We start from the raw sequence: 13,833 nt of genomic DNA, 5'->3' as shown, positions 1-13,833 counted from the left end.
GTCGGTTCCGCTCCAGATCACAGATTAGCCATATGGCTCGTTCGGTCCGATCAGGCATGGTGCCGCACTCGACGGCAGCTGCAATCGTTCTGCCTCTTGGGCGGGCCGCCGGGGGTGCAGCGGCCCGCTTTGGTCAGCTGGCGTCCGGGGGGTCGCCCTGGAGGTTGTGGAGGCTGATGATCTCGCCGCAGACGATGTAGGTGTTCAGGGCGCACAGGCGGGCAGTTTCGAAGGCCACCGCGGCGTGGACGCCCTTGTTGGTCATGGTGTCTACAGCTACGAACCGGTCGTATAGGCCAGTGATCATGGCGTCGGTCAGCTTGTTGCTCGACTTGCTCTCGATTGCCTTCCTGGTGAACTCGAAGAGCCGGTGGCGGTGGTGGGCGTCGTCCAGGGGGTGGCCCGTGGCCGACGGCTGGTCCTGGGGCGGCAGGACGTGGTCGACGACGGCCTTAAGGATGCGGCGGCACGTCGTGATGGCCTGCGACAGCTCTTCCGCGGTCTCCCGGTCGGGAGAAGTGTCGGACGCTTCCTGGAGCCGCCGGTAGACGGCGTTGAACTGCTGAAGGAGATCGGGCACGCCTTCAGTCAGCAGTTTGTCCACCTTGACACGGTAGCCGCCGAAGATTGACTCGTTGATGCTGGTGTAGCCGAAGCGGCGTTCCCAGGAACAGAGCAGGGCGAACGTCAGGTGGCGAGTTCGGGCGACGATCTGGTTGGCCCGTTGCCTGGTCGCCAGGTTGCTCGGGTAGTCGAAACGCTCACCGTCCGCCTTGAGCTCACGGAACTCCTTGTCCCAGAACTCGATCTCCGCCAGTGAGTGAGCGTCCACGTTCCCCTCGCCGTCCTGCGTGATCCTGCGGTCATTCAGGTACTGGTTGACCGCTTGCTCGGCGGGCCCTGCGGCAGTGCCCCAGGTAGAGGGGTCGGCCATCAGCATGCGGGAGACCTCGCCGTTGCCCTGCCGATCGCCCCCAGGAGGCCGTAGCTCGAGGGACAGGCGGATCGCGTACTTGGTGTCGCCGACCAGGTTGGCGATCCGTACAGCGCGCCGGACCGAGACGTCCAGGGGCTTGTCGTCGAAGTCGTCCAGCGCCTGCCGTACAAGTTTAAGAATGTAATCACTTGATGCCACACCGTAACCATAGGAAAGTTACGGCGATCGCCGCAGCCCATTAACGGTCCAGCTCACTGCCCTCGCGGCGCTGGACGTGAACCGGGGAGAAGCCGGTCGGCCTCCTTGTTCAGCGGCGGCGGACCGGACCGCCGGGGCTCACGTTGGCGGCAGACGCGGAGCGCGGGTCAGCCGACGGGCGGTGCAGCCCTTCCCGGGGCGGGGCGCGGCCTCCAGCCGGTCCAGCCGCTCGTAGAGGGCCCGTACGAGACGGGCGCGGTTCTGGACGCAGCGGATGGTGCCCTTGGGCCGTACGGACAGGCGTCGGTCGGCTTCCTGGAGGACGATTTCGGCGAGGGCGCCGCGGCCGTCGCTTTTGGGCAGGGCGGCGGCGTGGCGGCGGACGTCGTCGGCCACGGCGCGGGCGTGTCCGGCGAGTTGGAGGGCGAGCTGTTCGTAGTCATGGGGCTCGAGGTCGGGGTCCTTCCAGGCGAGGACGGCGGTGACGAGTGCTTCGTACGGGGCGCGGTCCAGGGGGAGTTCGGCCTCGAGCGGGCCGTCGGGATCGTGGAGCACGAGGTACCTGTCGCTCACCGGTGCCCCACCCCGTCGTCCTGGTTGTGGTCCTGGTCGTGGTCGCCGGAGTCGGTGCCGGTGTCCGGGGCGGCCGGGCCGGTGGGGGTGAGGAAGCGGGCGTAGCCGTGGCCGGACGGGGGCTGGGTGGGGTGGGTGTCGGGCATGTGTCTGTTCCCCTCGGGGGCGGGTTGTCGGCGTCTTGTTCCAGACAACCGTGCGGGCCGGGGCGGGGTGCATAGCGAAGTTGCGGTTTCTGCTTGCCGCCGCCCTAGCAACTTGACTATCCGTTGACCTTCGGCGGGGTGGGGCGTGGCTCTACCGTGAGGGGATGGCACGTGCACGGAACGAGGCGTTCGTCGCCTGGATGGAGCGCGAGGGGTGGTCGGCGCCGGCGCTCGCGAAGGAACTGGACGACGTCGTACGGGATCTGACGCGGAGGTCCAGGCCGGGGCGGGGGCTGTCGGAGATCACGGTGCACAAGTGGCGGTCGGGTGAGACGTCCTGGCCGCAGGAGAAGTACCGGATCGCGCTGGAGGAGGTCAGCGGGCTGGCCGTGGCGGACTTAGGGTTCGCCCCGTCCGACCGTCGCAAGAAGAAGCCCGCGCCCGTGGAGGATGAGGATCCTGTGCACCGCCGTTCCTTCCTCGCGCTGACAACCGGCTCGGCGGGTGCTGCGGTTCTCGGCCCGCCGGTGGCGGGGGTTGGCGGGGGTGATGTGCTACGGCTGCGGCAGCAGCTCGACGCTCTCATGGTGCTGGACGATTCCCGGGGCGGCCACGACACCCTGGAGCGGGCCGCGCTCGCCGGCGCTCAGGAGGCCGTCGCGCTCCAGGAGAAGCCGGCCACCCAACGCATCCGGCAGCAGCTCTTCTCCCTCGCGGCCGACTACACCGCGACCGCGGCCTGGTCGTGCGTGGACGCCCGTCAAAGCTCCCGCGCCCAGCCACTGCACGAACGGGCCCTGCACCTGGCCGGACTGGCGCAGGATCCGGCCGCGACGATGCGTGTGTGGAACTCGGTGGCGATCCTGGCCCACCAGCGCGGCGCCCATGCCGAGGCGCTCGCGGCCGGCCAGGCCGCCCGGGCCACGGCCGCCGCCCGTCGTGACCCGCTGTTCGCGAGCCTCGCGCACGCGCGGATCGCCATCGCCCACGCCCACCTCGGCGACCACCGACCCGCCATGCGCTCCCTCGACCACGCCGAGAAGGCACTCGCCAAGGCCGATCCGGCCCGCCCGCGGCCGAGCTGGATCGCGTTCTACGGCCGGGCCGAGCTTCACGCCATCACCTCGATCGTCCACGACCGCCTCGGTAACTCCCCCGCCGCCGAGGCCGCCTCCCACCACGCGCTCACCGCCCTGCCCCAGGTCTTCGCCCGGAACCGGGCGTTCGCCACCGCCCGGCTCGCGCTCGCCCAGCTCCACCAGGGCGACCTCGACCAGGCCACCGCCACCACCGCCCGCATCTTCCCCCTCCTGGGCGATGCCGCCCTGCCCGGACGGCTGCGGACCCTGCTCGGCGACTTCCACCGCGATCTGATCACCACCGCCCCGAACGCGCCCGTCGCCCGGGAGTGGGCCGACCGCTACCGCACCCACTGGAGCCGCACATGACCGACTGCACCCTTGCCCGTTACGGCCACGCGGATCTGCCCGCGATCCGGCAGATACTCCTCGACGTCCACGCCGACGCCTACGCCGCCGAGATGGACGACCCCTTCCACCAGACAGAGAAGTTCGCCTGGTTCGTCGACCACTGGGGCGCCAGGCCCTCCTTCGACTGCGTCATCGCCTTCGACGCCGACCAGCCCGCGGGCTTCGCCTACGGCGCCACCGCCGACCTCGGCCGCGAAACCTGGCGCGGACACCTCTCCCCCACCCCCACCCCGGGCACCACCTTCGCCCTGTCCGAACTCATGGTCCGCCCGAAATGGCGCGGCACCGGCCTCGCCCGACGACTCCACGACACCCTCCTCACCCCCCGCCCCGAACAGCTGGCCACCCTCCTCGTCGACACCACACACCCCCGCGTCCAAGCCCTCTACGAAACATGGGGCTACCACAAGATCGGCGAACGCCAGCCCTTCCCCGACTCCCCCCTCTACGCCGTCATGCTCCGCGGCCTCCCCAGTACGTAGCCCGACCCGCGACGGCCCGTCCACCGGATCCGCTCCCGCGCCATACCGGTACATGTCCACGCGGCCGCCAGCCCCCGGGATACGGATAGACCTCTCCCTCGGCTATCGCGAGGAAAGAGGTGTCGTTTTCCGAAGGAGGCTTGCCCACGGCATCTGACCTGCACGAATGGAAGATCACCATTCTCGGGGGTTCACACCTCCGGCAGTATCTCCGGTCCCCCGTCTGGTGCAACCGTGCAGACAACTGTCCAGCCCCCTTCCGGTGCAACTCTCCCGGCTGCCTGACGTTGCCGTCGGGATCTCTCGAGAAGCGCATCAGCTGCGCCGTCGATTTCCTGCTGTAGGCGTAGCACCGGCCCGTGCTTCCCTCCGCCGAGCAAAGATCTGGCCGCGGAGTATGTCGGAAGTACGGGGCGCGGCCCTGGCCACCGGGGCCGCGCCCCGACAGTGCGAGAGCGTCCTGCCGGGCGATGCCCGCAGCGGGAACCCGGTTCTCATCCCTCGTGCGGGTGGCGCCGGGACCGTCGGCGAACCGCCTCGGTTCCCCTCGCCGTCGCAGCGGTCATGAAGCCGATCGACGAGCAGCACATCGCGGAGCCCGGCCTGGTGGTGCTGGACATCACCGGCGGGGACGAGGGCACCGTCCGGGCGGTCATGGCCGCGCTGGAAGAGCGCTGGGCGACCTCGGGCATCGGCCCGGTGCGCCGGGATCCCGGTGAGCCCGGCGTGCGGGCCCGGATCTATGCCGACGTCCTGCGCCCGGGACGGGGCGGTCCGTAGCCGCAGGCCCTGGGCAAGCCTCCTCGCGGAGAGCTTGCCCAGCGGGACCTGTGGCCGATCGGAGGGCCGGGCGTAACCGGCCTGTCTCCCGCGATCGGTCAAATAGCACGTCAGCGTCGTGACCGGCCCATGCAACTCCCGACCGAGACGGTGACCGGTCATCGGTCACCCGTCATCGGTCAGCCGCGGCCTCGCCGGGAATCCCTGGGATGGCCGTGACCGACGTCGCCTGGCCCGAGCGCCTCCGGCCGGGGTGGGCAAGCCGGTGTCCGGGCGGCTTGCCCAGGCTCGCCTTGGGCTTGCCCGGCGTGCGTCGCGGTCAGGTACGCCGGCGGAACCAGCCGCGGCCCCGTCCCGGCTCCTGGTTGCCCTCCGGCTCCGGCGGAGCGGCGGCCTGGCGGCGGGCGGCTTCGGCGGCGGCTTCCTCGCGGGCGACGTCGTCGGCGCGGCACGGGCCGCACACCGACTTGTCCCCGGCCCGTACGGCGGTCCGGTGCACGGTGATCTCCTCCCAGCGTTCGTCGGTGAACTTGCGCCCGCACCGCGTGCACACCGGGCGCTCCGCCTCCCGCTGCGCGGCGCGGCGCCGCTTGTCCTGTGCGTCGGCGCGGGCCTCCTGTGCGAGGTAGAGGGCGTGGCCGTCGGGGTTGTCGAGCGCGTCCGTCAGCGTCTGCTCGCCGTCCCGTCCCAGCCGCCGCCACACCGCCGCGTCGGCGCCGTGCTCCTGGAGCTGCTCCAGGGTGGTGACGACGACGGGCACCGCCTGGCGGTAGTCCCGCGCGGTGACCGCGTTCCGGTAGAGGGAGTCGTACCGGCGCGGCGCCCAGTAGCGGCGGCCGGCCTCCTCCAGCACGGCGACCGTGTTGTCGACCTTCGCCTCTGTGGTGTCCGCGAACACGAACGCGAGGGGCACCAGGCCCTCCCTGCCGGTCGGCGGGTAGACCCGTCGCCACAGCCGCTGCTCGTGGTCGACGTGCTCGATCGCGTCCGGCCGCGACCGGGCGACCTCCACGGTTCGCTTGTCCGCGTCCTTCGGCAGCAGCCGGCCCCACTCCCAGTACCGGCGCAGCTTGACGACCAGGTCGTGCGCGTCCTCGCTGCGGCGGTCGATCTCCAGCAGCAGCACCGGCACCCCGGCCTCCGGCGCCCGCACCACCAGGTCCGCCCGCTGCACGTAGCTGTCCGCGAGCCGGTGCCTGATCTCCGTCTGGAAGCCGAGCCGGTGGCCGATCCCGGCACGATGGAGTTCGGCGGCCGTCGAGGTGACCGCCGCGGCGTGGTCGTCGTAGCTGGCACCGAGCAGCTTCCCGGTGACCGGGTCGTACTTCTTCTCCCGCAGCACCGAGACCCGTATGCCCTTCGGCTCCAGCAGCTGCTTCGCCTCGCCGTGTCCGCGCTTGGTCAGCACCCACACCTGCCGCTGGTCGTCCCGGACCGTCTCGATCCTCACCAGGTGGTGGTCCTCCAGATCCAGGAGGTTGTCCCGCGTCAGCTTGTCGTGCTGGTTGTCCGGACGGGTCAGCTTCCACAGCTGGTCGGGCGTAGCCCGCTGGAAGATCCCGAGCGCTTGCAGGAGCTCCCGGCGTCGAGGCTCGGTCGAATTCTTCCGGTGCTCAGGACGCCTCGCTACATCTACATGAGGGTTGTCGGCGCTGCGCCGACCCCCTGTCCGCTGTGCCTGACCTGCGGAAACGCCCGGTCCTTGGCGACGGGGCGCGGAGGGGGTGATGGAGGGGGCCACGGAGGGTGCCTCTCCGGTGGGGGCGAGGGGCTGCTGCTCGGGGTCGTCGGCGATGCTCGCCACGGGGTGCTCCTGGAGGTGGGGCGGGCCTATCCCGCCATTCACCTTCTACAGGTCCACTTTTCGGCTCGTGTGTGACGCCGACCTTGGAAAACCTCCCCGCCGTAACCGCATCGTGATCAACCCGGAGGGGGAGAACTCTCCCCCGTCAGCGGCTGGACTCTGTCCACAGGGCCGCAGCTCGAGGGTGTCTTCGAGGCCGCCACGATCAGCGGGGCGGCCCGAACGTGAGGAGCCGTCCATGTTCCAGAACCCCACCGCGCCGCTCGCCCCGATGACGCCGGACGCGGTGCTCAGCGCCTTCAGCTACCTGCGGGCGGTGGAGGCCGGCGACACCGAAGCGGCCGCCGGGTTCGCAGGCGCCGATCCGCGGATGCCCGAACTGCTCGCGGATGCTGCGGAGCGCATCGTCGTTCCGGTCACCGCCCTGTGCGGCATCGACCCGGATCCGTGCGACGACTCCTTCGCCCTGGAGGCCGTCGGCTTCAGCCAGGCCCTCGATGCGCACCCCGCACCGGCCGGCTCGCGCCCGGTGCGCCCCACCATCGCGTAGGGCGCCCCGGGACGGCGGTGGCGCGGTGGCGTGCATCGGGACCGCACCACCGCCGTGCACCGCCTCCCGCACCGCACTGCCCACCGTGGTGCGCTTCATCGGCATCGCCGCACCACACCAGGCGCGCCGGGCGGCCGGGGCTCCTCTATCACGCACCCCCTTGACCGCGACCTGATCACCAGCCGAAACCGCTTGTGGCAAGGGAAAACGTCCTCGGTAGCAGACCTGACAAGGGGGTGTAGCGGAGCTGGACAAGGGGTCGGCCGACGATGGACGCGGGTGCGGCGCACCGGGCGCGCGAGAGTGCCGGGCATCGTCGGGTGGTGCGGCGCACCGGGCGCGGCGGCGCACCATCGCGGTGCGCACCACGGTGGCGTCCATCGTCATCCGGCGCACCGGAGTGGAGTCCACCGGGTGGAGCCCACTCGGTGGACGGTGCCCGGCATCGTCACCACAGCCAGGCGGTGGAGTGCCGCACCCGGGACAGGGCGCGGGCGTCGCGGCGCGCGGCCGCGTTGCCGATCCGGCTCTGCCGGGAACGCGGCCGGCGCGACTGCTCGGCGGCGAGGCGGCGCTTCCCGGCGTCCTGGAGTCGCCGCCGCTGCTTGCGCAGCTCCTCCTTCTTCGCGGCCCTGGACTTCGGCTTCCGGGGGCGCTTCCAGATCGGCTGCCACCCCAGGGGCTCGTCGGGCTCGGGCTCCTGGTCCTCGTTGAGCGCGGCGGCCATCTTCGCGCGGGCCGCGTGGGCGCGTGCGAGTGCGTCATCGGGGTTGGGGCGTTCTTCCGGGGCGCTCATGCGACTCCTCCTGTGGTCCGGCCCGGTGTGTGCTGGGTGCCGGGCTGCTGGGTGTGCGGCGGCGGGGCCGTCGCCGGGGCGGGCTGTGGCCGTGGGCCGTGGGCGACGGCGCGCTCCCGCTTGCCGTCCTGGAGCCTGGCGGCCAACTTCACGGCGGCTTCGAAGGTCCGGCGGGTCTGCTCCACCGTGTCGACGCCGGTCTCCGGCTCTAGGAGGCGGCCGTCCTTCGGGCCGGTACGGAACGGCCGCGGATGCGACCTCGAGGCGGCGGGCACGGCGACGGCGTACGGTCGGGCGCGGGAGCCCAGGCGCTCCGCACGGCGCACCGCGTGGACCCGGGCGGCCAGGGCGTCGGCGGCGAGGCGGGCCCGCTCGTACGGCGAGGCCGCCCGTTTGCGGGTCAGCGGGCGCAGCACGGCCTGGTCCTCGGTGTCGCGCGGGTACAGGGCGGACAGGTCGGCGGTCATCATCCGGCCGCGCCCGACGGGGCGGGTGTAGTCGTCGACGACCGTCTGCACGATCTGTTCGTCCAGGCCCGGCTCGTGGGGTCGGCCACGCAGGACGTAGGCGAGGTGGCGTCGGGCTTCGGCGAGCAGATGGTGGCGTTTGAACGCGCCGCGCATCACGTAGACCACGGCGACGACGTCGACGGCCGCGAGCGCTATGTCGACCACGGGCCGCACCCGCGACCACACCGCCGCGGCCGCCGCCCGCGCCCGCTGTGCCAGCCGGTCGACGACGTCGGCGCCGTAGGCCCGGATCGCTGAGTCGCGCCATCGCTTGCGTAGCTCGGTCAGCGACAGCAGTTCCGTGCGCTTGGGCGGGCGCGTCTGGTCGGCGGCCTGGCAGCCCAGCGCGTAGGCGGCCCGCTCCCCCGGCGAGTGCCCGTGCTTCTCTTCGTACTTGGCCGTGAGGACGGGCAGCGCGTCCTCGATCTGTTGGCGGCGGGTCGACTGCCAGCTGATGAGCCGCTGGTCGATGCCCGAGATCTCCATGACGGGCCGTCGGCCGGGCGTCACCTCGCGCGGCTCCCAGGCCCACCCGAGCCGGGCGGATACCTCCTCCATGAAGGTCAGTACGTAGAGGGTGTCGGCCGCGACGATGTGAGTCAGCAGCGTGTCCGCCGACAGGTTGCCCCACGTCCCCTTCTCGTCGGGGCGCCGGGCGCGGATCGAGATCAGCGCATGATCGTGGAGAAGGGGCTTCGACTCGGCAGCTCTGGACTCGTAGTGCCGGAAGACTGCGACGATCAGCCCGTCCTTGACCCGGGCACGCTGCTTGCCGCCGCCTTTCCAGCGGATCTGTGCGACCGCATCCTCCAGCCACTCCAGTGTCTTGTCCCGGGCGATGTCCTGGCACAGCTCCAGCACCAGGCGGATCTCGTGACCCATCAGGGCCCACGCGATGTGTGCCGTCGGCGGGGGCCGGAACACCAGATGCATGCCCAGCCAGGGGATGCGCCCCTTGGCCTTGTCGGTCTTGGGTGAGCGGTTGTGCTCGATGGGCCTGCCCAGCACGGTCGCCCGCCTCGCCTGCGCCGGGCTCTTGCCCTCCGCCAGGCGCTCGCGCTCGATCCGGTCGGCGTCCGGGTGCCGGCCCTCCCTCAGGAGCAGCTCGGCCTGCCGCTCGGTCACCACGTCCCCAGCCACCAGGCCGACCGCGGCCAGGCCCCGACCCTTCCAGATCCCGGGCGGGACACCGGCTTCGTCCTGGGCGGCGCGCAGCGACGTGCCCGCAGCACGGTGGCCGTCTCCGACCATCACGCCGCGGAAGAGATAGCGCCCGTCTCCCGGGCGGATCTTCGTTTGGCTGATCATCGGGCCATGGAACCCCGGTGCTGACGTGCGAAGAAGCGCGATCCGGGGTCCTTCCCGCCGGGCGGGAGGGCATCGCCAAGTCTTTACCGCAGCGCCCGCCAGGCGGGCCGTCCGGTCAGTCCGAGACGGTAAGCCGCCGGCATGTGCACAGTCCGCCGCATGCATACGACCAGAACCGGAATTGCCTGCGCCCTCTGCCACGCGCCCACCACAGAGGTGGTGTACCTGGTCCTCAGCGCCCAGTCGCCCTTCCCGCAACGAGGGGACGTCCAGGACCGCTGGTGCCCCGCCGGCTGCCACCAGCTCCACCTCGTCCAGTGGAAGGAGGCGATGCCGCTGCCGCCCGGCGGCGTCGCCTGACGACGTCGTGCGAATACTGCGCAGCGACGGTCAGCCACGCTTCTTTCAGAGCCACACCTGCTTCGCCTGTGTCCGGTACGGATTGACCTTGCATGCGTCAGCTCCAGGCTGCTTGGGGTCTTGCTTAGGTCAGAGCGACCTTGCATCGAGGGCTGCACAGCGCGGACGAGTAGCAATGGTGCGCCCGGTGCAGGTCCCTGCCGGTGAGGTCAAGGGCCGTGATCGTCATACAAAAGTGTTTAGCCCGTTCAGACGTGATGCGGTGCGCCGCGTGATGTGACCGTGCGGTCGGATAACAATGAGCCTCATGTCTCATATCCCGCCGGGTGGTGGTGGTCTGTCTCCGCTTGGCCGGGAGACGCCTGCGGAGCGCGCTGACCGCAACCTGGTCGAGCTGCTCCAAGAGCTGAGGGTCGTGCAGACCGGTGTACAGATCGTCTTCGCTTTTCTCCTCGGCATGGCCTTCACCAGCCAATTTCCGCACCTCGATACCTTCGAACGCACCACATATGTGGTGACGTTGCTGCTCACGGTGGTCTCCTCGGCAGTGCTCGCGACTCCGGTCGCACTGCACCGTGGCCTGTTCCACCGGGGTGTCAAGGTCCGGATTGTCGCTCTGTCCGCGCAGCTCGCCGAAATCGGCCTGGTCTTCCTCGCCCTTGCGCTCAACGGCGCTGTTCTCCTGCTCATGGATGTCGTCCTCGGCCGGACCGCCGCTGTCACGATCACGGCCGCCACGCTCGTCATGTTCACCGGCCTGTGGTTCATCCTCCCGAGGGCACTACGCCACCCAACCCCTTGACGCGCTCGCCAGGATCCCGCCGACGTGGTGTCGGCCGACCGCCGGTCCTGGCCCCCATCCACGAGGACCGCGTGCAGTTCTGATGCGGCCCGGCAGCGCCGCCCGCCACGTTGTATGGCGCCGGATCGGAAGCTACTCGATCGTCACAGGCCTCGGGCCGAAGGCCACCTTGCGGGCGCGGGCCGCCGGTTGGTTGGCTGATCGTTCCGATGACCAGGAGGACACACCGTGGCAGCGAACGAGGCCGTGACCGAGTCGGATCACCTGAAGTCGTTGATCATCAGCACCGCACAGACGCTGTGGGAGGACAAGGAGGCGCTGGGCAAGTTCCTCAACGTCGTCCGGCGCAGCGAGGGGTTCGTCAAGCTGGCCGACACCCTGGAACAGTCCGAGGTCCGTCCCGCCAAGCCCACGTTCTACGGCGTGACGAGCACCGAGTTTCAGAGCTGACGGTCCGGCTGTCGGGATCACGACGGAGGGCCGGTTTCCGAAGTTTGGGAAACCGGCCCTCCGTCTGTTCGTTCCCGCTCAGCTCACGCCGGTCGCGGAAGAGAGGCGCTGGCCCGCACGGCGGCCTTGTCCGCAGTGCTCTTGGCTGATGCCAGAACCTTGGCGGTCTCGTCCGGGTCCTGTTCGAGTGCCTTCTTGATGGTGGCCGGGGCCAGCGCTCGGTGCGCGGCTTCCAGCTGCGTCACGGCGCTGCGAAGAGTCTCCAGGGCGGAGAGACGGCCCTCAATCTTCGGGTTCTCCTGGCCGGTCCGAGGCGGGTTGGCTGCGACTTCCCCGACCAGGGCAGTCAGCTCATTCTGCGTCAGCTCTTGCTCTTCCTCGCGGGGGAGCTGCTGGACGATGCCGGTGATCGCCTTGACGGTGATGGTCTTGCCGGTGGCGTCCTTGATGGTCTCGTGGACGGCAACCGAGGTCTCTGCGCCGTAGTCCTTGGTGATCGGGTTGAGGGCGCCGGCTGCCTTCTTGCCGATGCTGGGAGCGTCTGCGCGTGCAGACAGCAGCTCACCGATCGCGTACGCGGTCATCTCTTCGTACCCCATGACCGGTCAGGTGCTGAGGCGGCAGGAACGCCAGCGGTGGCCAGTGCGGCTGATCAGTCCGCGGGCTTCGTGGCGGTCGAACTGGTAGGCGACGGAGCTGGTGCTGGACAGGCCACCCCTCTAGCCGATCTGCCGGACGGATGGGCTCTCGCCGGTCTCGGTGTTCCAGCCCCGGATCGTGGACAGGATTGTCGTGCCCGCCGCCGCACCTTCTGCGTCGCCGAGTTGACAGCTATCGGGGATAGGTGGCACATGCAAGAGCGCGGGCTCGGACAACGTCCAGCACATAAGTGATCATTTCAAGCCGCAGTCGACCGCGCCCTCACAACTTCCCCCTAGAGTCCTCATCAGATCACCACACGCAGGTGACCTGACGACCAAGTTCTCGTTTGGGAGGGGACGTTGATGCGCAGGCACATTCATCGAATGCTGGCCGGGGCCGCAACCCTTGCGACAGTCGCCACACTGGCCGCGACCAGCACCGCTTCGGCAGCGGATGAAGACCAGCATGAGCCCAGGCGCCTTGGTGTAGTCCAGCCAGAGGAACCGGTGACCCGCGGCGCACGAGATCTGGCAGAGAGTGAGTCCTGCCACGCTGCCACACGGGAAACACGAGCACGGGTGGCTGGGGCAGCAACCGAGTGTCTTTCCAGCAGACCCATGACCACTGCCGAGGCCGCGGCGGCAAAGATCACCGCCCCGGGACTCACGGCTGCCACATGCGACATCACAAAGCCTGGCTCGTTCACTGCGAACCGCTCCGGCATTTGTATGAGCGGCCTGGTCTCCACCTACACGCTTTACAGCGACAAGGGCGCTGTACTGGGCACTGGAGTCATGAACATCGGGACCGACATGGCCCTCAGTGCGAGCAAAGCCACCTGGGATGAGCAGGTCACGGTCAAGGTGACAGCCGTGACCGGCCAGGTGAAGAACCTCAACGTCAGTTACGACGCCAGCTGCACGGGTACGTGCACCATGTCCAACGCCGTGCCGTGGGCCGGGGCGAAGACGCTGGGACAAGGGCAGCAGGCCACCGGCAAGGTCACATACAACTCTGCGGTGGCCAAGGGCAACCGGACCACAATTACCTCCAAGCAACACATGTACGTGACGTCGGCCGGCGCCGTCCCGACGCAGCCCAACGTGAACTGGGACAACCCCTGGGCGATCCGCTGCGACAACGAGGTCAGCGCCAATCCCGGCTGTGTAGTGCCGGACATCCGCGCCACCTTCTCCCTCTCGCTCTCAGAGTTCGGCGCTGCCGCAGCAACCTACGGATGGACCCAGAACGCGCTGCGAGGGGGCGCACCCCTGACCCGGCTTGCGGACGAGAACGCGGCAGAGGAGAACCGGAAGCACACCTGCGGTGCACTCAGTGGCGACCCCTTCAACTATATGGACGACATCGTCCCGGACGACTCGTGCGACGAGTTCCCGTTCGCCCGCACCTATGAGGGCGGCACCAGCGGCTTCCTGTGTGCCGATATCGTTCCTCTTCTTGAGGACGGCAAGTGGGTCATCTACGAGGCGCGGACGGACAAGCCGGTCAAGGGTGACGAGCCCTGTACGCGAGGCCACGTGCCCAACACGCTGAACGGCAACGCCGGCCTGGCTCTGGGACGCTTCGCACAGAGCGATCGAGTCCTCGATGCTGAGAAGTACAACATCGCCGTCACCAACTGATCTATCTCTCGCCCCAGAGATGCTCCGGCGGCACTCGCGTCACCGGAGCATCTCCCTCGACTACGGACGAAGCCAAATGACAGCAGAGAACGCAGCGCCATGGGAATGGGTCACCGACCCGCAGAGCCCCTTGTGGTGTGTCACCTTCACCTCGAATGCGACGGTCACCGAAGTGCTGCGGCGATACGGCACCTTCAGCCAGCGCCCTCGTCTGCAGGCCCGAGTTGAAGTGGCAGACCTCTACGAGCAAGCCTTCGTCCAAGGCTCCGTACTGCGTGCCGGCTCTTTGGGCACATGGTCTTTCTGCTACGAAGACGCAGGGGCTGCTGGCTCTCTGCCTGGCCCGTTGGAAGCCCTCTCGTG

The 13,833-nt window shown here is 69.5% G+C and carries 15 protein-coding genes and 1 pseudogene; 9 read left to right on the top strand and 7 right to left on the bottom strand.

All coding sequences use genetic code 11. From position 1 onward, the window contains the following. Positions 1–133: 133 nt before the first annotated feature. The 3 genes from ACF08M_RS38420 to ACF08M_RS38410 all read right to left on the bottom strand — a co-directional run bounded on the left by ACF08M_RS38420 (position 134) and on the right by ACF08M_RS38410 (position 1,854). On the bottom strand, positions 134–1,135 hold the full coding sequence (locus tag ACF08M_RS38420; RefSeq protein ID WP_392189943.1) for a hypothetical protein: 1,002 nt from the start codon (positions 1,133–1,135) through the stop codon (positions 134–136). 138 nt (positions 1,136–1,273) lie between these two features. Continuing rightward, a complete protein-coding gene (locus tag ACF08M_RS38415; protein WP_392189942.1) occupies positions 1,274–1,708 on the bottom strand; it encodes a DUF6415 family natural product biosynthesis protein in 435 nt (144 codons plus the stop codon). Continuing rightward, positions 1,705–1,854 carry a hypothetical protein gene (locus ACF08M_RS38410; RefSeq protein WP_392189941.1) on the bottom strand — a complete coding sequence of 50 codons (150 nt, stop codon included), beginning with the start codon at positions 1,852–1,854 and terminating at the stop codon, positions 1,705–1,707. Before ACF08M_RS38410 ends, ACF08M_RS38415 begins: the two co-directional genes overlap by 4 nt. A 164-nt stretch (positions 1,855–2,018) precedes the next feature. Here ACF08M_RS38410 and ACF08M_RS38405 point away from each other — a divergent pair, with 164 nt between their 5' ends. The 3 genes from ACF08M_RS38405 (at position 2,019) to ACF08M_RS38395 (ending at position 4,606) form a co-directional block, all read left to right on the top strand. After that, positions 2,019–3,302, top strand: coding sequence for an XRE family transcriptional regulator (locus tag ACF08M_RS38405; RefSeq protein ID WP_392189940.1), 1,284 nt, complete (start codon positions 2,019–2,021; stop codon positions 3,300–3,302). Next, positions 3,299–3,826 (top strand): GNAT family N-acetyltransferase, encoded by a 528-nt coding sequence (locus tag ACF08M_RS38400; RefSeq protein ID WP_392189939.1) that lies wholly within the window; start codon positions 3,299–3,301, stop codon positions 3,824–3,826. Before ACF08M_RS38405 ends, ACF08M_RS38400 begins: the two co-directional genes overlap by 4 nt. A 564-nt stretch (positions 3,827–4,390) precedes the next feature. After that, positions 4,391–4,606, top strand: coding sequence for a DUF6207 family protein (locus ACF08M_RS38395; RefSeq protein ID WP_392189938.1), 216 nt, complete (start codon positions 4,391–4,393; stop codon positions 4,604–4,606). Between the two features lie 319 nt (positions 4,607–4,925). On the opposite strand, the gene ACF08M_RS38390 is transcribed toward ACF08M_RS38395, so the two are convergent. Next, positions 4,926–6,410 (bottom strand): replication-relaxation family protein, encoded by a 1,485-nt coding sequence (locus ACF08M_RS38390; protein ID WP_392189937.1) that lies wholly within the window; start codon positions 6,408–6,410, stop codon positions 4,926–4,928. Positions 6,411–6,648: 238 nt separating this feature from the next. On the opposite strand from ACF08M_RS38390, the gene ACF08M_RS38385 reads away from it, so the two are divergent. Further along, positions 6,649–6,960 (top strand): hypothetical protein, encoded by a 312-nt coding sequence (locus ACF08M_RS38385; RefSeq protein ID WP_392189936.1) that lies wholly within the window; start codon positions 6,649–6,651, stop codon positions 6,958–6,960. 448 nt (positions 6,961–7,408) lie between these two features. On the opposite strand, the gene ACF08M_RS38380 is transcribed toward ACF08M_RS38385, so the two are convergent. Both ACF08M_RS38380 and mobF read right to left on the bottom strand, forming a co-directional pair. Further along, positions 7,409–7,756, bottom strand: coding sequence for a hypothetical protein (locus tag ACF08M_RS38380; RefSeq protein ID WP_392189935.1), 348 nt, complete (start codon positions 7,754–7,756; stop codon positions 7,409–7,411). After that, positions 7,753–9,573, bottom strand: a complete 1,821-nt coding sequence (mobF, locus tag ACF08M_RS38375; protein WP_392189934.1) for a MobF family relaxase — start codon at positions 9,571–9,573, stop codon at positions 7,753–7,755. Before mobF ends, ACF08M_RS38380 begins: the two co-directional genes overlap by 4 nt. A gap of 159 nt (positions 9,574–9,732) precedes the next feature. On the opposite strand from mobF, the gene ACF08M_RS38370 reads away from it, so the two are divergent. The 3 genes from ACF08M_RS38370 to ACF08M_RS38360 all read left to right on the top strand — a co-directional run bounded on the left by ACF08M_RS38370 (position 9,733) and on the right by ACF08M_RS38360 (position 11,185). After that, positions 9,733–9,933 (top strand): hypothetical protein, encoded by a 201-nt coding sequence (locus ACF08M_RS38370; RefSeq protein ID WP_392189933.1) that lies wholly within the window; start codon positions 9,733–9,735, stop codon positions 9,931–9,933. Positions 9,934–10,240: 307 nt separating this feature from the next. After that, positions 10,241–10,735 carry a DUF6328 family protein gene (locus ACF08M_RS38365; protein ID WP_392189932.1) on the top strand — a complete coding sequence of 165 codons (495 nt, stop codon included), beginning with the start codon at positions 10,241–10,243 and terminating at the stop codon, positions 10,733–10,735. Between the two features lie 228 nt (positions 10,736–10,963). Beyond that, positions 10,964–11,185, top strand: coding sequence for a hypothetical protein (locus tag ACF08M_RS38360; RefSeq protein ID WP_392189931.1), 222 nt, complete (start codon positions 10,964–10,966; stop codon positions 11,183–11,185). Positions 11,186–11,268: 83 nt separating this feature from the next. Here the strand turns inward: ACF08M_RS38360 and ACF08M_RS38355 are convergent, their stop codons facing one another. Continuing rightward, a complete protein-coding gene (locus ACF08M_RS38355; RefSeq protein ID WP_392189930.1) occupies positions 11,269–11,784 on the bottom strand; it encodes a hypothetical protein in 516 nt (171 codons plus the stop codon). A 660-nt stretch (positions 11,785–12,444) separates the two neighbouring features. Between ACF08M_RS38355 and ACF08M_RS38350 the strand changes: the two genes are divergently transcribed. Continuing rightward, positions 12,445–13,470 (top strand): hypothetical protein, encoded by a 1,026-nt coding sequence (locus ACF08M_RS38350; protein ID WP_392189929.1) that lies wholly within the window; start codon positions 12,445–12,447, stop codon positions 13,468–13,470. 76 nt (positions 13,471–13,546) lie between these two features. Next, a pseudogene (locus tag ACF08M_RS38345) lies at positions 13,547–13,833 on the top strand (hypothetical protein); the annotation flags it as partial.

Source organism: Streptomyces sp. NPDC015032 (genome assembly GCF_043080425.1).
Taxonomy (GTDB): domain Bacteria; phylum Actinomycetota; class Actinomycetes; order Streptomycetales; family Streptomycetaceae; genus Streptomyces.
The sequence above is the reverse complement of the archived record's forward strand: the minus strand, read 5'-3'. Positions and strand labels throughout refer to the sequence as shown.